This is a genomic window from Mycobacterium botniense (genome assembly GCF_010723305.1).
Taxonomy (GTDB): domain Bacteria; phylum Actinomycetota; class Actinomycetes; order Mycobacteriales; family Mycobacteriaceae; genus Mycobacterium; species Mycobacterium botniense.
On the sequence record NZ_BLKW01000002.1, the window covers coordinates 1,931,584 to 1,949,603 of the forward strand.

The window sequence follows — 18,020 nt, forward strand, 5'->3', positions numbered from 1 at the left end:
CATGGCACGACCAGGACCCATCGCGATTGCAAACTTCTCCCATGTGTGTGTCGGCGTGTCGGATATCGAGCGGTCGCTGGCCTTTTACACCGGAGTGCTCGGGATGGACGTCGTGTTCGATGTCGAACTCGACGGCGCGGGTCTGGACGCCGTCACCGGGATGGCCGGCGGGAAGGGCCGAATGGTTGGCGGTCTCATTGGGGGAATGATGGTCGAGTTGCTGTCGCTGGGCGATGTTTCCGCCCTCCCGGAGGGCCCGCACCTGGGCTACACCAACATCTCGTTTCGGGTTGAGGATCTTGATGCGACATACACCGCTCTGCAACGCCGTGACGATGTACGCATCACGACGCCGGTCGAGATCGCCGGCTTGCGCATGTTCTTCGTCTACGACCCTGATGCCACGCCGATCGAATTGATCGAGCTTCCGTCGGGGGCACGAACCACCGATCAGCTGTGGCGGCCGCCGGCCTGATCCCGTGGTTTTTCGTGCGGAATTCTGCAGCCGCAGCACAGTACTCACAGTCACTCGTAGTGCACCGTCACCGACGGTGTGTCAGGCACCCCCTGACACGTCAAGATGTAGCCCTCGGCCACCTCGTCGTCGGTGAGCGCCTCATTGGCCCGCATGGTGGCGCTGCCCTCGGTGAGCCGGGCCATGCAGGTCCCGCAGTTACCGGCCTCGCAGCTGAACGGCGGCGACAGGCCGGCCCGCCGCGCGCTTTCCAGCAGCGTCTCGCCGGCCACCCGCGGCACCGAGACCTTCTTGCGTCCCAGATAGATCGTCACCGTGCCGCCCACCTCGGTATCGTCGCCGACGGGCGTTACCGTCTTGATTTGCGGCGGCAGGTCGAAGTTTTCGACGAACACCCGCCCGGGACCGGGCAGCGCTGAGCGCACCACGGCCATGAATCCCTCCGGACCGCACACGTAGTTGTCGGCGTCGACATCGGCGCCCACGAAGTCGCGCACGGCTTCGGTATCGATCAGGCCACGCTCGGCATCGATATGGCGCACCACCGACAGCCGTCCCGGGTAACGCTCCATGAGGCCGTCCAGTACCGCTGCGAAAAGCACCGACGCCCGGTCGCGATCCGCACACAGTAGCCGGACGATGCGATCGGTGGTGGCGAGCGCGCTCTTGGTCAACGAAAGGATCGGTGTGATTCCGCTGCCGCCGGCGAACGCCAGCAACGGCGCCGAGGTCGGGTTCAGGCAAAACGTGCCCGCCGCTCTGGTCATGGTCAGCTGGTCACCTTCCCCCACGTTGTCGAGCATCCAATTGGACACCTTGCCGCCGGGAACCCGCTTGACCGTGGTCATCAGCTCAGCATCGGTCTCCGGCGCGCTTGACATGGAATACGAGCGATAGCATTCCTCGCCATCTACCCGGACCCGGAAGGTGCAGTACTGGCCCGCGCGGTAGGTGAACGGTTGCAGCTCCGGCGCCAGCACGAAGGTGCGCGCATCGGCGGTCTCCTTGATGATCCGGGTCACAGTGGCCCGGTGGAACGCCTGGAGTTCCGCCATAGCACCCTTCCGCACTTGCGTTCTTCACTATAGAGAATAATATTCTCTGAAAGCGATAGGATATTTTCAAATCATTTCCGTTCACCGTGGTCGTTGCCGGGAGGAACCCGACATGAGCCAGCCAACCGCGCTGGTGTTCGAGGAGCGGCAGTACAGCCGGCCCCTGCTCGATGCGCTGGCCGACGGTCTGGCGACCACCCTGTACAAGCGTGGTGTGACGGCCGGCGACCGGGTCGCGCTGATGGCGTCCACCCGGCCCGAATTCGTCATCGCAGTGCACGCGATCTGGCGGTTGGGCGCCGTGGTAGTGCTTTTGAGCCCCGCCTGGAAGCGCGGCGAGGTCGAACACGCGCTGGCGCTGACGAACCCGACGCACGCGGTCGGCGACCATCCGGTGCTGGCCGGTCTGATGCCGATGGTGCATCTCGACGAACCGATCATGCCCGGGGAGTCGTTAGGTGGGCCGCCTCCCGCCGATGGCGACGCGTTGCTGGTGTTCAGTTCCGGCACCACCGGCCCGCCCAAAGCCGTCCGGCATACCCATGCGTCGCTGCGTGCGGCTGTCTGGCACTGGCGTTGCGCGCTGCACTTGACCTGCCGCGATCGCATCCAGGTGGCCACGCCGCCCGCGCACATCCTGGGCCTGCTCAACATCGTCACCGCGCTGCGCACCGGCGCCTGGATGCGGCTGCATCGTCGCTTCGATGTCGAGGCGATGCTGGCGCACATCGAAGCCGATCGCATCACCATCGAGATGGCCGTTGCGCCAATTGCCCTGGCAATCGCGTCGCACCCGCGGCTGGAATCCTACGACCTGTCCTCGCTGCGGTTCATCATGTGGGGCGCGACCCCGGTCAGCGAAAGCGTCGCCGAAACCGTCACCCGGCGAACCGGAGTCGGTTGGGTCCCCGCCTACGGCACCACCGAGTTGCCGGTCATCGCGTGTAACCCGTTGCAAGGCGCCCGGCTGGACTCGGTTGGGCGTCCGGTGGCCGGAGTGGACGTGCGGGTGGTGTCACTGCAGACCGGTGAGCCGCTCGGCCCCGGCGAAGCCGGTGAGATTCAAGCGCGCTCGGATTCGCTGATGGCCGGCTACCTGCCGGCTGAAGCGACACGAGAAGCATTGTGCGACGGCTGGTATCGGACGGGTGATATCGGATGCCTCGACACCGGCGGGTGGCTGCGGATCACCGACCGCTGCAAGGAGATGATCAAGGTGCGCGGATTTCAGGTCGCGCCCGCTGAGATTGAGGCCGTGCTGCACGCTCATCCGGCTGTCAAAGACTGCGCGGTGTTCGGTGTGCCCGACGGGATCGCCGGTGAATCCGTCGTCGCCGCTGTCGCGACCCACGGTGTGGTCGACGCCGGCGAACTCGCTGAGCGGGTGAACCAGCGGTTGGCCTCCTACAAGCGCCTGAGCCGTATCGTGTTCGTCGCCGAGATTCCCCGCTTGCCCTCCGGCAAGGTACTGCGCCGAGAGCTCAAGGAGCGTTATGGACGTCCGCTTCACGGATGAACAGCGGCAACTGCGCGATGCTGCCGCCAAGCTGGCCGACGACCTGGGACCGGGATCCGTCGCTGAGCTCGCCGACGACGACCGGATTGCCCGGCTGGACAAACAGGTTGAGGCGACCGGCTGGCGCTCACTACGCTCCGACGGCGCTTCCGGCGTCGAAGTGGCCGTTGTTGCAGAGGAATTCGGGCGCGGTTTGGTGGACGTCCCCTTTCTGGGTCCGGTGCTGGCCGACGATCTGGCCCGGTGTATCGGCGTTGACGAGCACGCGACGATCGCTGCCGGCGGCCGGGGAATCGACGCGCGCGGATACCGGCGGGCCCTCGAGCTGTGCGAGACCAGAGTTCTAGCAGCCGATCTGGACACCGCCCACACCGTGGTGGATCTGACCCGAGCCGAGGCCGGCTTCCTGGGAGCTCCGGTAGCTGTTGGCGACGTGCCTGCCGAACACGCCGGCCGATGGCAGGCACTCGCGCTGGTTACCACGACAGCGGATCTGGTGGGCGTCGCGCGTGGCGCACACAACCTCGCCTGCGACTACGCGAAAGTTCGTGAGCAGTATGGCAAACCGATCGGCTCCTACCAAGCGATCGCTCATCTGCTGGCCGAAGGTCTGGCCCTGATCGAAGGTTCGGTGAGCGTGCTGCGGCATGCGGCCTGGGCAGTCGACGAGCTGGAGGTAGCCCAAGCGATTCGGGCCGCCCGGGTCGCAAAGATCTACTGTGCGCGGGCCGCCCGCACCGTGTGCGAGACCGCGGTGCAGGTGCACGGGGGGATCGGCAATACGTGGGACTGTCTGGCGCACGTCTTTTTGCGGCGGGCACTGACGTCGGCCGAGCTGTGGCCGGTCAAGCTCAAGGAGATCGACATTGGACTTTCGTGACTCTCCGGAAGAAGCCGCCTTTCGGCAACGTCTACGATCCTGGCTTTCAGAGCATGCCAAGGAGTTTCCCACGTCGGGCGACGAGTACTGGGCTCGGCAGGGCGACTGGCACCGGGCGCTTTACCAGGCCGGGTTTTTCGGGCTGTCCTGGTCGCGCGAATATGGTGGCCAGGAATTGCCGCCGGTCTATGACGTCATCGTCGACGAAGAGCTGGCCCGCGCCGGCGCTCCGCCGCGGCCCAGTCTCGGCTACTTGGTCGTCGGTCTGAGCCGCCACGGCAGCGAGAAGCTGCGGCGGCGCTTCCTGCCGCCCATGATCAACGGCACTGAGCGGTGGTGCCAAGGCTTCAGCGAGCCCGGCGCCGGCTCAGATCTGGCCTCGTTGACCACCACCGCGACCCGCGACGGCGACCACTACGTCGTGCACGGGCAAAAAATCTGGACCAGCTACTCCGACGTCGCCGACTGGTGTCTGCTGCTCGCCCGGACCGACCCCGACGTGCCGAAACACAAAGGCATTTCGGCGTTCATCATCTCGATGAAACAGCCTGGTGTGCGACAACACCCCCTGCGGATGATCAACGGGGTCACCACCGAGTTCGGTCAGGTGTTCTTCGACGGTGCAACGGTGCCCGCGGACCAGATGGTCGGTGCTCCAGGTGAGGGCTGGGCGCTGGCGATGACGGTGGTCGCGCACGAACGTGAACCCTCCACCTTGGGCTACGCCGCCCGATACGGCAAGCTCATCAGGCAACTTGCCGCGCGTACCGGCGGCCGTGTCCCTCCCGAACTTGCTTGGGCTGCAGTGCAGACCGAGATGCTCACCCACCATGTGCGACGGAGGCTGTCCGAACAACTCGACGGTGTCTCGCACGGGCCGCAAGGATCACTGGACAAACTGCTGATGACCTGGGTCGAACAATCGGTCGGGCACGCCGCACTGGCCGTCGGCGGCACCCGCGATCCCGACCTGCTCAGCGCCTATCTATACAGCCGCGCGCAAAGCGTCATGGGCGGCACCGCACAGATCCAAAAGAACATCATCGCCGCACGCATTCTGGGATTGGGAGCCTGACGTGTACGACATGCCGGAAGAAATCGACGTCCAAGCCGACGGGCCGCTGCGGATCATCACGCTGAACCGGCCCGCCGCGCTCAACGCCGTCAACGACAGCCTGCACACCGGACTGGCAAAGCTGTGGTCCCAGTTGAGCGAAGACCGGCAGGCCCGCGCGGCGGTGCTCACCGGCAGCGGCAGGGCGTTCTCGGCGGGCGGCGATTTCCAGTATCTCGCCGAACTGGCCGACGATGCCGAGCTGCGCGCCAAGACCATCGCGCATGGTCGCGAGATCGTGCTGGGCATGGCTCGCTGCCGAATTCCAGTGGTAGCAGCGGTTAATGGCCCGGCCGTGGGTCTGGGGTGCAGCCTGGTCGCGCTGAGCGACATCGTCTACATCGCCGAAGACGCCTATCTCGCCGATCCCCATGTGCAGGTGGGGCTGGTGGCCGCCGATGGCGGGCCAGTCACCTGGCCGCTGCACCTCAGCCTGCTGCTGGCCAAGGAATACGCGCTGACCGGCGCGCGGATTTCGGCCGCGAAGGCCGTCGAACTCGGACTGGCCAACCATGTGGTCGCCGACCCGCTGTCTGAGGCAGTGACCTGCGCCAAACGAATCATCGAGCTGCCCCGGCAAGCGGTCGAGAGCACCAAACGGGTGCTCAACATCCATCTCGAGCGTGCGGTGCTGGCCACCCTGGATTTTGCACTGACGGCCGAAAACCAGTCGTTTCAAACCGAGGACTTCCGCTCGATCATCACCAGGCTGACCGCCGGCAAGAATTGACCCTCGTCGACGGGTCGCACGAGCGTCATGTCAGGGCGGACCATTTGGCGGTCGCCCCGAGTGGGCGCCCGAGACCGGGGCGCCGCGTTGAGACGCGTGCGCTGAGCCCGGTGTCACTTGGGCGGGAACCGCAGTGCACCGTCGAGGCGGATGACTTCGCCGTTGAGGTAGTCGTTTTCGACGATGCTTTGGACCAACGCCGCATACTCGGCGGGCCGGCCCATCCGCTTGGGGAAAGGCACCTGCGGGCCCCAGTATGCCTCCAGCTGGTCTGCCGCCTGACCGTAGGCCGGTGTCAGGAACGTCCCCGGAGCGATGGTGAGAACACGGATGCCCAGCGGTGACAGGTCACGCGCGGCCACCAGCGTCATGCCGACCACCCCGCCTTTCGCCGCCGCGTACGGCAGCTGACCGATCTGGCCCTCGTAGGCGGCGATGGAGGCGGTATTGACGATGACACCCCGGGCCCCGTCGAGCGGTTCGTGTCGCGCCATGGCTGCGGCAACCAGGCGCATCACGTTGAACACCCCAGTCAGGTAGACGTCGATGGTGGTCTTGAACCCGTCCAGGTCCAGCGGTGTGCCGTCCTTGGCGACCAGGCGTCCCCCGCTTGCCGGGCCGCCGTGGGTATCCACCGAAATCCGCAGTGGCCCCAGTGATTCTGCTTCGGCAATGGCAGCCTGGACGTCATCGGTGCTGGTGGCGTCGGTGCGCACATATCGGGCACCGAGCTCACCGGCAAGCTTTTTGCCTTTGGCGTCGGCCAGGTCGGCGACGATCACCTTCGCTCCTGCGCTGTGCAGCCGGCGCACGGTGGCCTCGCCCAGGCCGCCCGCACCGCCGACTACTATCGCAGAGCTCCCGTTGATCTGCATGCAGTTTCCCTTCTTGCAACACATACTCTCGGATTGAGAGAATAATGTTCTCATATCGCCGTGAATGGAGATTGCCGTGCCCGAAGCCGTTATCGTGTCCGCCCTGCGCACCCCCATCGGCACCGCCCGGAAGGGAACACTGCGCGACACCACCGCCTATGAGCTGGCGCATCACGTCGTCGCCGAAGCCGCCGCCAGCCTGGATACCGCGCAGGTCGATGATGTGATCTTGGGGGAGGGTCTTTACGGCGGCGGCGTGCTGGCCCGTCACGCCGCGATCACCGCGGGGCTTACCACGGTGCCCGGCCTGGCCAACAACCGCCACTGCGCGGCCGGTCAGGCAGCGGTGCAGAGCGCGGCCGCCAGCGTGCGCGCGGGCATGGATCAACTGATCATCGCCGGGGGGGTGAACTCGGCGTCCACGTCACCGCGGTCACGGATCCAGGTGGACGGTGAATGGGTCGACTGGTTTCCGCCCACCCATCCCGACCGGCCCGACGCGCCTAATCTCGACATGTCGATCACCGTCGGCTGGAACACCGCGGTTAAGGCGGGCATCAGCCGCGAGGAGATGGATGCCTGGGCGCTGCGGTCCCACCGCAACGCGATCGCCGCGATCGACGAGGGCCGCTTCAAGGAAGAGATCGTCCCCATCGACACCCCCCACGGGCTTTTTGCAGTCGACGAGCATCCGCGCCGCGACACCAGCATGGAGAAGCTGGCCGCGCTCAAACCGCTGCACCCGGAAATCGAGGGCTTCTCCATCACCGCCGGCAATGCCTGCGGCGCCAACGACGGCGCAGCCGTGCTGACCATCGCCAGTGACAGGCTGGGTCTGCCCGCGCTGGCTACCGTGCGGGCCTGGGCCTCGGTCGGGGTCGACCCCGCTGACACCGGTCTGGCGCCAGTGGAGGCAATCCCGAAAGCCCTTGCTCGCGCTAAGCTTTCACTGTCCGACGTGGATCTGTTCGAAATCAACGAGGCGTTCGCGTCGATGTGTGTGGCCACCGTCAAGCTGCTCGACCTGGACCCCGACCGGGTCAACGTCAACGGCAGCGGGTGCTCACTGGGGCACCCGGTGGCCGCGACGGGAGCGCGGATGTTGGTCACCCTGGTGCACGAACTGCGCCGCCGCGGCGGCGGCATCGGGGTCGCGGCGATGTGCGCCGGCGGCGGAATGGGTTCCGCCACCGTCATCGAGGTCCCCTCGCCATGATGAGTTAATGAGCATCGCCGAGCTGGTCGCGGCCGCGCGCAACGGATCGCCGCGCGCCGCGGGCCGGTTGCTCAGCTTGGTCGAGGGCGATCGCCGCGACGAGGTGCTGGCGAGCGTGGGTCCGTCATCGGTGCGCGTCCTCGGGGTCACCGGACCGCCCGGTTCGGGCAAGTCGACGACGATCGGGGCTCTGGTCGGTGCGTACCGGCAGCGGGGGCTGCGCGTCGCGGTGCTGGCCGTCGATCCGTCCTCACCGTTCAGCGGAGGTGCGTTGTTGGGCGACCGGATTCGGATGGCCGCCCATATCAACGACCCCGAGGTGCTGATTCGATCGGTGGCGACCCGCGGTCATCTGGGCGGTCTGGCGGCCGCGGTCCCCGCGGCGATCCGGCTGCTCGGGGCGATTCGTTATGACGTCGTGTTGGTGGAAACCGTGGGTGTCGGGCAGTCCGAGATCGAGGTCGCCGCCGTCGCCGACCCGACCGTGGTCATCCTCAACCCCGGGGCGGGTGACGCTGTGCAAGCCGCCAAAGCGGGTCTGCTGGAGGTGGCCGACATCGTGGCGGTCAACAAGGCCGACCGCGACGGCGCAAACCAGACCATCCGCGAGCTGCGCGCCGAGACCAAGGCCCCGATCGTGAGCCTCATCGCCGCGAGGGGCGAAGGTATCCCGGAGTTGATGGAGGCTATCGATGCTCACCACCGCGCTGATAGCCGGACGCGTCGGGTGGCCCGCGCCCGGGCGCAGATTCTGTCGCTGGCGCAAACCCGGCTGCGCGCCCACCCGGATCTGGAGCGGCTCGCCGAAGCCGTCGCCGACGGATGCGACGATCCTTATTCGGCTGCCGAGCGACTACTGTCGGAGGGATCGGTCGCCGGACGGCAAACCGACTGACCAGCTGTGCAGCGCCTCCACCGCCCGCAAGGCACGGTGTATCCGGCGGACCACTATCGACCTTGGCGAACAGCAGACGGCACGCCTCGGCAGGTTGGCCGAACAATAAGCAGCGCAACGTGATCCTTGTCGACTCCAAGGTGCTGACCGCTCATTTACGAGGTATCGTCGCCGTCCGCGCCTGGCTGGTCAGCGCTTCCCGGAGCGGACCTCTGGCGCTCAGCGCGGTATCGATTGCCGAACTCAACGGCGGTACGCGCAGCATATGCGTCGATATCGCTGTAACCACGATCCAATCGGGCTGGCCGACAATCTCATCGCTGCAACCGTGGATGTGACAGGTCTGCTACCGGCAACGCTCCGGAACTTTCCAATGTGCGAGCATCGACGGGCGCTGTTGGCCGGCTGAGCCGCCGTCGACCGGGACCGCTCATCCGGTTCGCCGCCCGGCCGCCTCAGGCTGTGCGAGCTCGTTGATTGGCTACCCTCAGGGCATGCCTTTCACGGTGGCCGTCAGCCGGTTCGCAGACATCACGCGCAGCGCCGCCCAAACGCGCATCCTCGACGCCGCGCTGAAGCTGATCGGCGAGCACGGCGTGGGCGGGACGTCGCTGCAAATGATTGCCGACGAGATCGGAGTCACGAAAGCGGCTGTCTACCACCAATTCAAGACCAAGGAAGAAATCGTCATCGCGCTCACCGAGCGAGAACTCGGGGGATTGGAGGAGGCACTGGAAGCCGCCGAAGCCGAGGAGCATGCGCCTCGCGCTCGCGAGCTGCTGCTGGACCGGGTCATCGATCTGGCCGTGCAACGCCGCGGTGCGATGAGCACCCTGCAGTTCGATCCTGTCGTCGTCCGACTACTCGCCCAGCATGAACCGTTCCAGCGGTTTATCCAGCGCCTGTACGGTGTGCTGGTCGATGAGGCCGGCGACGACGCCCGGGTGTTTGCGGCGATGCTCTCGGGTGCCATCGCAGTCGGCGTCATGCATCCACTCGTGGCAGACATCGACGACGAGATGCTGCGGGCTCAATTGCTACGTCTGACGCGACGATTCATGAACCCGTCGGAGGGAAGCGGGAAAGCTCAACGGGCTGCCACCATGCGCGCATTGACTCGCCGTGTAGCCAAAGCGAAACCACCCGCCTGAGGCCAGAGCCGGAGCTTGTCGCACCCTAGCCGATCGGCTACTGTTCTCTCGCCACGGTGATCTCTAGGGAGAGCAGATGACAGCACAACCACGCGGCCATGATGTTCTGGTCGTCATCGGGTCGGGTGGAATAGGGTTGGCGATCGCCCGCCGTGTCGGCGCGGGCCGGGTCATCGTGCTGGCCGACATCAGCACAGCACGCCTGCACACCGCCGCTGAGGCACTGCGCACTGATGGTCATCAGGTGCTGACCTGCGAAACCGACGTCACCTCGCGCAGTTCGGTCGCCGCTGCGGCCGAGCTGGCCGAGCGGGCCGGTCGGGTCGCAGCGGTGGTGCACACGGCGGGACTTTCGCCGCAGCAGGCATCCGCGGATAAGGTTCTGGCGGTTGATCTGCTCGGGGTCGCGCTGGTTCTCGACGAGTTCGGCGCGGTCATTGCCCCGGGAGGCGCCGGTGTGGTGATCGCCAGCATGGCCGCCCACATGTACCCGGCCTTGGACGCCGGGGTCGAGCGTCAGCTGGCCACCACGCCTACTGATGAGCTACTCAGCCTTGACGCCTGCGCGTCGATCACCGACAGCCGAATGGCATATCCGTTTGCCAAGCGGGCCAACCAAATTCGGGTAGCTGCTGCGGCAAAAGCCTGGGCGGAGCGCGGTGCACGGGTCAACTGCATCAGCCCGGGCATCATCTCCACGACAATGGGACAGCAGGAGCTGGCGGGCGAGTCCGGTGCGTTCATGCAAGCCATGGTCGACAATGCCGGCCTGCGGCGCATCGGCACACCCGAGGACATCGCCGCCGCTACCGAATTTCTGCTCGGGCCATCGGCCAGCTTCATCACCGGCACCGATCTTCTTGTCGATGGTGGAGTCATCGCGGCGATCCGCACGGGGACAATCGATCTCGGTCTCGACGGTCGCGGCGCCACGCAACCGACCCCGGCCGAGACGTCGAAAGAATAGACCTGGACGCAGATGTCAATGCCGGTGCTCACGCGGCTGCGTCATTTATGGTGAGGCCCGACAAGGCTGACAGTCGCTGGCTTTATGTCAGCGCTCGCGCCGCCCCGCGCGGAGCGGGTTCCGGCAGATTGAGCATGCGCCGTGCCGTGCGCAGCAGGTCGGCGCGCAGCGTGTCATCGTCCAGGTCAGCCACGAGTGGATGCATCACGCCGGCGAAGATCGCGCCGGACAGCATTGCCGCGGGCACGCGCGCCGCGGGGTCGGCGTCACCGAGGAGTACCGCAGTCAGTCGCCGGGTGAATCGCTGGAACGGTTCATGCTCGGCGAGCAACCGCACGACAACGGGATCGAACTGCAGCACACCCATAGTGCTGCGGCGGCGCGCGACGGCCAGCTCGATCACCCGGTTGAGAAGCACCTCACGTGCTCGAGGCGCATGCTCCTCGGCTTCAGCTGCCTCCAGCGCATCCTCCAGCTCAGCAAGCCCGCGCTCGGTGAGCGCGATGACGATGTCGTCTTTGGTCTTGAACTGACGGTACACGGCCGCCTTTGTCACGCCGATCGCATCGGCAATCATCTGTAGCGACGTCCCGCTGACTCCATGCTGCGCGATCAGTGTGAACGCGGCATCGAGCACACGATTTTGCGCAGCGGTGCGCGTGATGCCACCGAATCGAACGGCGGTCGGCCCGGAAATCACAGCACGAGGGTAACCGACGGGTATTGCCCTCCGGTTGCCGATCGGCTACTCTCCTGGTAGCCGATCGGCAACTTAGGCGGAGCCGGCCGAAGCGGAGGAGCCCCGGTGTCGGGTGAACATCTCACTGACAGCGATCAGCAGGTCCTCGAGGTGCCCATGGTGGTTGCGGATCGCGCAAAGCACCGGCGAATCGTGCTCCCCGCCGAGTGAGATTCGGGCGCACTGATGAAGGGTTCATTATTGCGCTTGTCCGCACCCGAAGCCGATGCGCAGCAAGTCCTCCGGGTGGTCGCCTATTTCGACACTCTCGTGGAACGCTGCGTATCCACGGAGGAGTTCGTTCGGGCCACCAGCGTTCTGGCACGGTGTGCGTGTGGGTTGAAATCCGCGGATGGGGAAACCTGGCGGTTCGGGCCGACCGGCGACGCGCTGTCTGGCGACGATTATCGTGTGTCAAGCCAAGCGGATTTCGACATCAACGGAACGCCGGGAAGTTTGTGGCTGGAACGACCGGGGGGCGCCGGGCCGCTGGACGACCTGTTGCTCGACCGCGCATCGGTGGCTGCACGGCTACTACTGGGAAGCGCGCAGACGAAACGTGTGACCGGGGTCAGCGATCCCGCTCTGGTCGAGGTGGTGCTGAGCCGACGTGAGTCGGCGGCCGACCGGCGCCGGGCACTCCGGCGGCTCGGGCTTGCACCGCATTTGCCGCTGCGGGTAGCTGCGGTTTCGGTGGAGCCGGACCGTGACCCGGCCGCCGAGGCGATAGCGTTGCTAACGTGCAAACAACGGGTCCAGTCGGTGTGTGTGGCCGGTCTCGGTGCTGTCGCGGCAGTGCTTTTCCAACATGACAAGCAGACCGATGCGCTAGCCGACTGGCTGCGCACGGCCTTGCGCGACCTGACAGATAATCAGCACCGCAACAGCGGCATCCGGATCGGCGTCGGAAGCAGTGTTGACAGCGGTCAGGCCGAGAAGTCCTGGCGTCAAGCAGTTTTAGCGTTGCGATTCGCGGCTCCCAGCGACCTGGCAGGCCAGACCTGGGATCCCGTCAGCGCCGTAGTTGATTTCGGCACACTGGGGGTGCTCGCGGTGCTTGCCGAAGTACCGTCCGCGCGCCTGCGCGACGACCCTGATGTCGCAGCCCTCGATGCCCTGGGCGAAACGGATCACGGTGATCTGGATATTGCTGCGTTAGAGGCTTTTTGCCGAACCGGTTCGCTGCGCCAGGCGGCGCAGGTGTTGTACCTTCACCATAGCTCGGTGGCCGCTCGATTGGCGCGCATTGAGAGCACGTTCGGCTGGCACCTCGACGACCCAGCAGACCGGTTCAAGGCCCAACTCACGTTATGGGCGCGCAGGATCGCTCATGCACCCGGGTATCGCTGACGTGGTTTAACGCTCGTTGGCCATCGTGGCGCGCGTTCGTCGGCTATTGGCCGCCGTAATCCCGACAGATGTCGGATGACTTGTCACACTCTGCGCTGTCAAACTTTTCCAAACAAACAGGTGCCGGAAGGGTTGCGATTGTGCCGCGGACTCGTGCTTGTTCCGGGACGCGAGTTGCGCAATGACCCCAACAGCAAAACCGCCACCGCCGGTGCCGTTGTTGGCCTGTGGGCGCAACGGCGATGTCAGCCTGTCGGGACAGGAGAGGAGACGCAGTGACCAGTCATCGTGGTCTGGGCTCTGACCTCTTGCCCGAAACTGACAGAGCCGATGAACCGGTCGGGTCGTCGCCGCGGCTGCACTTGGGCGCTCGCGAATACGCACGTCCGCTGGCGGGCCTGGTGACCATTGCGGCGGTGCTCGCAATCGTGGCGGTGGCCGCGGACCTTTTCCAGGGTGGCTTTACCCCGGCAGTGCCGGTAACCGTGATCGCGCCACGGGCTGGTTTGGTGATGAACCCTGACGCCAAGGTGAAGATGCACGGCGTGCAGGTAGGCAAGGTCGCCTCTATTCAGCCGCTGCCCAACGATCAAGCCGCCCTTCACCTGGCGATGGATCCCTCGCAGCTGGACCTGATTCCGGCCAATGTGCTGGTCGACATCGCATCGACAACGGTATTCGGCGCCAAGTTTGTCCGGTTGGTGCCACCTGCGAAGCCCTCACCGCAGCCGCTGCGCGCAGGTCAAGTTCTCGATGGCAAGCACGTCACGGTCGAAATCAATACGGTTTTCCAGCAGCTCACGTCGGTGCTATCCAGGGTTGAACCGGAGAAACTCAACGAAACGCTGGGCGCACTGGCGTCGGCACTGGCCGGCCGGGGCCACAAGATCGGCCAGATGCTCAACGATCTTGACGCGCTTCTTATCAAACTGGATCCGAGCCGCCCCGCGCTCAACCATGATCTTGCGGTCGCCCCAAACGTGCTCAACGCCTACGCCGATGCGGCACCGGGACTGATGAAAACGGCAGACAACACGACGCGGGTGAGCCAAACCATCGTTGACGAGCAACACAACCTGGACGCGCTGCTGATGAGCGCGATTGGTTTGGCCGACATCGGCAACCAGGTGTTGGGCGACAACAAGAAACGGCTAGCCGACGTCGTGCATCTGCTGCTGCCCACAACCGATCTGCTCAACGAGTACCACGAGGCTCTGACCTGCGGTCTCGGGGGTGCCGTGGTGTTGACCAAGCAACCGCCACCGAGAGATCCGGGCATCACCCTATTGCTCGGATTCGATTTCGGCGCAGAGCGTTATCGGTACCCGGGCGATCTGCCCAGGGTGGCGGCCAAAGGCGGCCCACAGTGCACCGACCTTCCGAAACTGCCCTTCGAAGGGCATGCGCCGTTTGTTGTCGCCGACGTGGGCTCCAACCCCTTCAAGTACGGAAACCAGTTCCTGATGTGGAACTCCGACCTCATTAAAGAGTGGCTATTCGGGCCCCTTGACGGGCCGCCGCGCAACACTATGCAGATCGGCCAACCCGGATGAGCAGTTCAACGCAGTCGACAATCATTAAATTCGGGGTCTTCGCAGCCGTCATGGCGGTGCTGACCACTTTCCTGTTCTTTATCTTCGGCCAGTATCAAACCGGCACGACCAATGGATACTCGGCGGTTTTCGCGGACGTGTCACGGCTGAAATCCGGAGATAGTGTTCGAGTGGCAGGGATTCGCGTAGGCACTGTCAACAGCGTCACGCTGCGGCCTGACAAGAAAGTCGTAGTGAAATTCGACGCCGGTCGCAACATCGTGCTCACCGACGGCACCAGGGCGGCGGTTCGCTATCTGAATTTGGTAGGCGATCGGTATCTCGAACTGTTGCAGGGGCCAGGATCAACCAAACGGCTGCCAGTCGGGGCGCAGATTCCCCTTGATCACACTTCACCGGCATTAGATCTAGACCTGCTGCTCGGCGGGCTCAAACCGGTCATCCAGGGCCTGAATGCGCGTGATGTGAATGCGCTCACGTCGTCGCTGATTCAGGTGTTTCAGGGGCAGGGCGGAACTTTGGAGTCGTTGTTGTCTAAAACATCGTCGTTCACCAACGCCTTAGCGGATAACAAGGAAGTGATCCAACACACGATCGACAATGTGAACGCGATGCTCGCGGCGATCGACAAGGAGGGTGGCAGGTTCTCTACCACGGTCGACCGGCTGCAACAGCTGGCCACCGAGCTTGCAGCAGACCGTGATCCGATCGGCGCCGCGATCGACGCCCTGGACAAGGGAACCACGTCGGTTGCCGACTTGCTGACCACGGCGCGGCCACCGTTGTCCGGCACTGTAGCTCAGCTAAACCGGTTGGCGCCGTTGCTCGATCAGGACAAGGCCCGGTTGGATGCTGCACTGCAGAAGGCGCCGGAAAATTACCGGAAACTGATGCGTGCGGGCTCCTACGGCAGCTGGATTAACTGGTACATCTGCGAACTGAGCTGGCGTGCAACAGACATGCAGAACCGCACCGTAGTGGCGCCCTGGTTCCGACAAGAAGGTGGGAGGTGCGCCGATGCTTAGGTATCGCGGCGCTCACCTCGTGCGGGCCGGTTTCATCGGGGTTGTCCTGGCGGTACTGGTCATAGCCGTGGGTCTGCAGCCCTCGCGGCTGCTGTCGTTGGCAACCGCCGTCCGCTACCAGGCAGTGTTTTCCGAAGCGGGTGGCCTGGCCGTGGGCAACGCCGTGACGGTGTCAGGGATCAAGGTCGGATCGGTGACAGGTGTCTCGTTGCACCGCGGTGACGTCTGGGTGACCTTCAGCGTCAAGGGAAATGTCCCGCTGGGCTCGGATACCACCGCGCACATCCGGACCGGCACGCTGCTCGGTGAGCGGGTGCTGACCTTGGAGTCTGCCGGTGCCCGCACACTACATCCGCTGGACGTCATCCCGATCGAGCGCACATCCTCGCCGTATTCGCTAGTCGACGCGGTCAGCGAGTTCACCGCCAGTGCCTCCGGGACCGACACCGCAGCGCTGAACCAGTCGCTCGACACCCTCTCGAAAACAATCGACCAGATCGCACCGCAACTGGGAGCAACGTTCGACGGGCTGACCCGCTTGTCCCAGGCCCTCAATAGCCGCAACGAAAATCTGGGTGATCTTCTCAAGCACGCCAGTGACGTCACGAGCATTCTGTCGCAACGCAGCCAACAGGTGAACGCTCTCATCCTGAACGCCAACGATCTGCTCGCCGTGCTGGTGCAACGACGGAAAGCGATTGTCGATCTGCTGACGCACACTTCAGCGGTCGGTAAACAGTTGAGCGGCTTGGTGCACGACAACGAGGAGAAACTGGCGCCGACTTTGGACAAACTCAACTCAGTGACCGCGGTTTTGGAGAAGAACAGGGACAACATCGCCAAAGCGCTGCCCCGCCTGTCGAAATACCAGATCACCCTTGGCGAGGCAGTTGCCAGCGGCCTGTTCTACCAGGCCTTTGTGCCAAACCAGGAACCCATGCAGCTGTTGCAGCCGTTCCTGGACTACCTGTGGGGCTTCCGCACGTTTGATACTGCGCCCGGTCGCGGTCCCGGGTTTCCGTCGCCGATGCCGCGGGCGTTGTTTCCGTGGCCCTACAACGGTATTCCGGGAGGCTCACGATGATGTCGCGGAAGAAACTCGCGGCCGCAGCCGGAATCGTTTTGGTCGGGCTTATCGCCGCGGCGGCGGCGGTTATCGTGCGTGAGACGTTCTCGCGCCCGACAACGATTACCGCCTATTTCACTACCGCCACCGCGATTTACCCCGGCGACGAGGTACGGGTCGCAGGTGTCAAGGTCGGCCGCGTAGTGGCTATCCAACCGGAGGGGACGCGCGCCAAAATGACTTTGCACGTCAACCGTGACGTGCCCATTCCGGCCGATGCCAAAGCGGTGATCGTCGCCCAGAATCTGGTCGCCGCGCGCTATGTGCAGCTCACTCCGGCCTACCGGTCGAGCGGCCCAAAGATGACCAACGGGGCTGTGATCCCGGTCGACCGGACGGCCGTGCCGGTCGAGTGGGATGAGGTGAAAGCCCAACTAATGCGGCTGGCAACCGATTTGGGTCCCAACAGCACGGTGTCGACCCCTTCGATGGCTCGGTTCATCGACAGTGCTTCCGACGCGCTGGCCGGCAACGGTGACAAGCTGCGCCAGACGCTGGCTCAACTGTCCGGAGTGGGGCGGATTCTGGCCAGCGGCAGCGGCAACATCGTCGACATCGTCAAGAACTTGCAGACCTTCGTTTCCGCACTGCGCGACAGCAACGTCCAGATCGTGCAGTTCCAAGACCGCTTCGCCACGCTCACCAGCGTGCTCAACGAGAGCAGATCCGACCTGGATGCGGCGCTGAGCGACCTTTCGGCGGCCGTCGCCGAGGTGCAGCGCTTCATCGCGGAAACCCGTGACAAGACCAGCGAGCAGATAGTGCGGTTGGCCGATGTCACCCAAAACCTAGTCGAGCACCGGATGGACATCGAAAACATCCTGCACGTCGCACCGAACGCGTTCGCGAACTACTACAACATCTACAACCCCGATACCGGCATGCAAGACGGCGTTTTCGTGATCAACCAACTTTCGAATCCGGTACACCTGATCTGCACGTCGCTTGAGGCTGTCGAAAACGTCACCGCGCCCGAATCGGGAAAGCTGTGCGCTGAATATCTCGGCCCGGGGCTGCGGTTGCTGAACTTCAACTACCTGCCTATGCCGACCAACTATTGGCTGGCAAAAGCGGCAGACCCGCAAAACGTCATCTACACCGACCCGGCGCTCGTCCCTTGCCACCCTCACATGGAGGCCTGTGAAGGCGGGTTGAACGGCACGACCCCAACTCCGCCCGAGACCGCGCCCGCAGTATCGGCGTACACCGGGCTGCCCGGTGACACTCCCGGGGCGAACTGGCCGCCTCCCGTGGCGCCGGGCCCGCCCGCGCCGGCCCCGGCACTACCTGGCGCACCCGCGCCGACGACGGCGCCGGACGTATTGCTGCCCGCGGAAAGGCCATCGCCATGAC

At 64.8% G+C, this 18,020-nt stretch carries 18 protein-coding genes; 15 read left to right on the plus strand and 3 right to left on the minus strand.

Annotated elements, in window-relative coordinates; translation table 11 throughout:
* Position 1 precedes the first annotated feature (1 nt).
* Positions 2 to 475 carry a VOC family protein gene (locus G6N08_RS09090; RefSeq protein WP_163756217.1) on the plus strand — a complete coding sequence of 158 codons (474 nt, stop codon included), beginning with the start codon at positions 2 to 4 and terminating at the stop codon, positions 473 to 475.
* A gap of 50 nt (positions 476 to 525) precedes the next feature.
* On the opposite strand, the gene G6N08_RS09095 is transcribed toward G6N08_RS09090, so the two are convergent.
* Positions 526 to 1,530 carry a ferredoxin--NADP reductase gene (locus G6N08_RS09095; RefSeq protein ID WP_163756220.1) on the minus strand — a complete coding sequence of 335 codons (1,005 nt, stop codon included), beginning with the start codon at positions 1,528 to 1,530 and terminating at the stop codon, positions 526 to 528.
* A 112-nt stretch (positions 1,531 to 1,642) separates the two neighbouring features.
* On the opposite strand from G6N08_RS09095, the gene G6N08_RS09100 reads away from it, so the two are divergent.
* From G6N08_RS09100 to G6N08_RS09115, 4 genes are read left to right on the plus strand one after another with little or no spacing between them, the layout of a single operon-like run.
* Complete coding sequence (locus G6N08_RS09100; protein WP_163756222.1) at positions 1,643 to 3,046, plus strand: class I adenylate-forming enzyme family protein; 1,404 nt, start codon at positions 1,643 to 1,645, stop codon at positions 3,044 to 3,046.
* Positions 3,024 to 3,926, plus strand: coding sequence for an acyl-CoA dehydrogenase family protein (locus G6N08_RS09105; RefSeq protein WP_163756224.1), 903 nt, complete (start codon positions 3,024 to 3,026; stop codon positions 3,924 to 3,926). Before G6N08_RS09100 ends, G6N08_RS09105 begins: the two co-directional genes overlap by 23 nt.
* Positions 3,913 to 5,001, plus strand: coding sequence for an acyl-CoA dehydrogenase family protein (locus G6N08_RS09110; RefSeq protein WP_163756226.1), 1,089 nt, complete (start codon positions 3,913 to 3,915; stop codon positions 4,999 to 5,001). Before G6N08_RS09105 ends, G6N08_RS09110 begins: the two co-directional genes overlap by 14 nt.
* 1 nt (position 5,002) lies before the next feature.
* Positions 5,003 to 5,770: an enoyl-CoA hydratase/isomerase family protein gene (locus G6N08_RS09115; protein ID WP_163756228.1), complete on the plus strand. Its 768-nt coding sequence runs from the start codon at positions 5,003 to 5,005 to the stop codon at positions 5,768 to 5,770.
* Positions 5,771 to 5,883: 113 nt separating this feature from the next.
* Here the strand turns inward: G6N08_RS09115 and G6N08_RS09120 are convergent, their stop codons facing one another.
* The gene (locus G6N08_RS09120) at positions 5,884 to 6,645 is read right to left on the minus strand and encodes an SDR family NAD(P)-dependent oxidoreductase (protein ID WP_163756230.1); all 762 of its coding nucleotides are present in this window, start codon (positions 6,643 to 6,645) and stop codon (positions 5,884 to 5,886) included.
* A gap of 76 nt (positions 6,646 to 6,721) precedes the next feature.
* Here G6N08_RS09120 and G6N08_RS09125 point away from each other — a divergent pair, with 76 nt between their 5' ends.
* The 5 genes from G6N08_RS09125 (at position 6,722) to G6N08_RS09145 (ending at position 10,874) form a co-directional block, all read left to right on the plus strand.
* The gene (locus tag G6N08_RS09125; RefSeq protein WP_163756232.1) at positions 6,722 to 7,861 is read left to right on the plus strand and encodes a thiolase family protein; all 1,140 of its coding nucleotides are present in this window, start codon (positions 6,722 to 6,724) and stop codon (positions 7,859 to 7,861) included.
* 7 nt (positions 7,862 to 7,868) lie between these two features.
* On the plus strand, positions 7,869 to 8,756 hold the full coding sequence (gene meaB / locus G6N08_RS09130; RefSeq protein WP_163756234.1) for a methylmalonyl Co-A mutase-associated GTPase MeaB: 888 nt from the start codon (positions 7,869 to 7,871) through the stop codon (positions 8,754 to 8,756).
* Between the two features lie 119 nt (positions 8,757 to 8,875).
* On the plus strand, positions 8,876 to 9,094 hold the full coding sequence (locus G6N08_RS09135) for a PIN domain-containing protein (protein ID WP_246216649.1): 219 nt from the start codon (positions 8,876 to 8,878) through the stop codon (positions 9,092 to 9,094).
* 156 nt (positions 9,095 to 9,250) lie between these two features.
* A complete protein-coding gene (locus G6N08_RS09140; RefSeq protein ID WP_246216650.1) occupies positions 9,251 to 9,907 on the plus strand; it encodes a TetR/AcrR family transcriptional regulator in 657 nt (218 codons plus the stop codon).
* 76 nt (positions 9,908 to 9,983) lie between these two features.
* On the plus strand, positions 9,984 to 10,874 hold the full coding sequence (locus G6N08_RS09145) for an SDR family oxidoreductase (RefSeq protein ID WP_163756236.1): 891 nt from the start codon (positions 9,984 to 9,986) through the stop codon (positions 10,872 to 10,874).
* A gap of 82 nt (positions 10,875 to 10,956) precedes the next feature.
* Here the strand turns inward: G6N08_RS09145 and G6N08_RS09150 are convergent, their stop codons facing one another.
* The gene (locus tag G6N08_RS09150) at positions 10,957 to 11,574 is read right to left on the minus strand and encodes a TetR/AcrR family transcriptional regulator (RefSeq protein WP_163756238.1); all 618 of its coding nucleotides are present in this window, start codon (positions 11,572 to 11,574) and stop codon (positions 10,957 to 10,959) included.
* A gap of 450 nt (positions 11,575 to 12,024) precedes the next feature.
* Here G6N08_RS09150 and G6N08_RS09155 point away from each other — a divergent pair, with 450 nt between their 5' ends.
* From G6N08_RS09155 to G6N08_RS09175, 5 genes are all read left to right on the plus strand, one after another.
* Positions 12,025 to 12,963, plus strand: a complete 939-nt coding sequence (locus tag G6N08_RS09155) for a PucR family transcriptional regulator (RefSeq protein WP_218033355.1) — start codon at positions 12,025 to 12,027, stop codon at positions 12,961 to 12,963.
* A 275-nt stretch (positions 12,964 to 13,238) separates the two neighbouring features.
* Entirely contained in the window at positions 13,239 to 14,516 is a 1,278-nt protein-coding gene (locus G6N08_RS09160; RefSeq protein ID WP_371868975.1) for an MCE family protein, read from the plus strand.
* The gene (locus G6N08_RS09165; RefSeq protein WP_163756242.1) at positions 14,513 to 15,541 is read left to right on the plus strand and encodes an MCE family protein; all 1,029 of its coding nucleotides are present in this window, start codon (positions 14,513 to 14,515) and stop codon (positions 15,539 to 15,541) included. Before G6N08_RS09160 ends, G6N08_RS09165 begins: the two co-directional genes overlap by 4 nt.
* Positions 15,534 to 16,625 carry an MCE family protein gene (locus G6N08_RS09170; protein ID WP_163756244.1) on the plus strand — a complete coding sequence of 364 codons (1,092 nt, stop codon included), beginning with the start codon at positions 15,534 to 15,536 and terminating at the stop codon, positions 16,623 to 16,625. The genes G6N08_RS09165 and G6N08_RS09170 overlap by 8 nt, the downstream gene beginning before the upstream one ends.
* The gene (locus G6N08_RS09175) at positions 16,622 to 18,019 is read left to right on the plus strand and encodes an MCE family protein (RefSeq protein WP_163756247.1); all 1,398 of its coding nucleotides are present in this window, start codon (positions 16,622 to 16,624) and stop codon (positions 18,017 to 18,019) included. Before G6N08_RS09170 ends, G6N08_RS09175 begins: the two co-directional genes overlap by 4 nt.
* Position 18,020: the final 1 nt, after the last annotated feature.

Coding starts and splice junctions, on each gene's coding strand:
- G6N08_RS09090 (WP_163756217.1), top strand. CDS start 2: ATGGCACGACCAGGACCCATCGCGATTGCAAACTTCTCCCATGTGTGT.
- G6N08_RS09095 (WP_163756220.1), bottom strand. CDS start 1,530: ATGGCGGAACTCCAGGCGTTCCACCGGGCCACTGTGACCCGGATCATC.
- G6N08_RS09100 (WP_163756222.1), top strand. CDS start 1,643: ATGAGCCAGCCAACCGCGCTGGTGTTCGAGGAGCGGCAGTACAGCCGG.
- G6N08_RS09105 (WP_163756224.1), top strand. CDS start 3,024: ATGGACGTCCGCTTCACGGATGAACAGCGGCAACTGCGCGATGCTGCC.
- G6N08_RS09120 (WP_163756230.1), bottom strand. CDS start 6,645: ATGCAGATCAACGGGAGCTCTGCGATAGTAGTCGGCGGTGCGGGCGGC.
- meaB (WP_163756234.1), top strand. CDS start 7,869: ATGAGCATCGCCGAGCTGGTCGCGGCCGCGCGCAACGGATCGCCGCGC.
- G6N08_RS09140 (WP_246216650.1), top strand. CDS start 9,251: ATGCCTTTCACGGTGGCCGTCAGCCGGTTCGCAGACATCACGCGCAGC.
- G6N08_RS09145 (WP_163756236.1), top strand. CDS start 9,984: ATGACAGCACAACCACGCGGCCATGATGTTCTGGTCGTCATCGGGTCG.
- G6N08_RS09165 (WP_163756242.1), top strand. CDS start 14,513: ATGAGCAGTTCAACGCAGTCGACAATCATTAAATTCGGGGTCTTCGCA.
- G6N08_RS09170 (WP_163756244.1), top strand. CDS start 15,534: ATGCTTAGGTATCGCGGCGCTCACCTCGTGCGGGCCGGTTTCATCGGG.
- G6N08_RS09175 (WP_163756247.1), top strand. CDS start 16,622: ATGATGTCGCGGAAGAAACTCGCGGCCGCAGCCGGAATCGTTTTGGTC.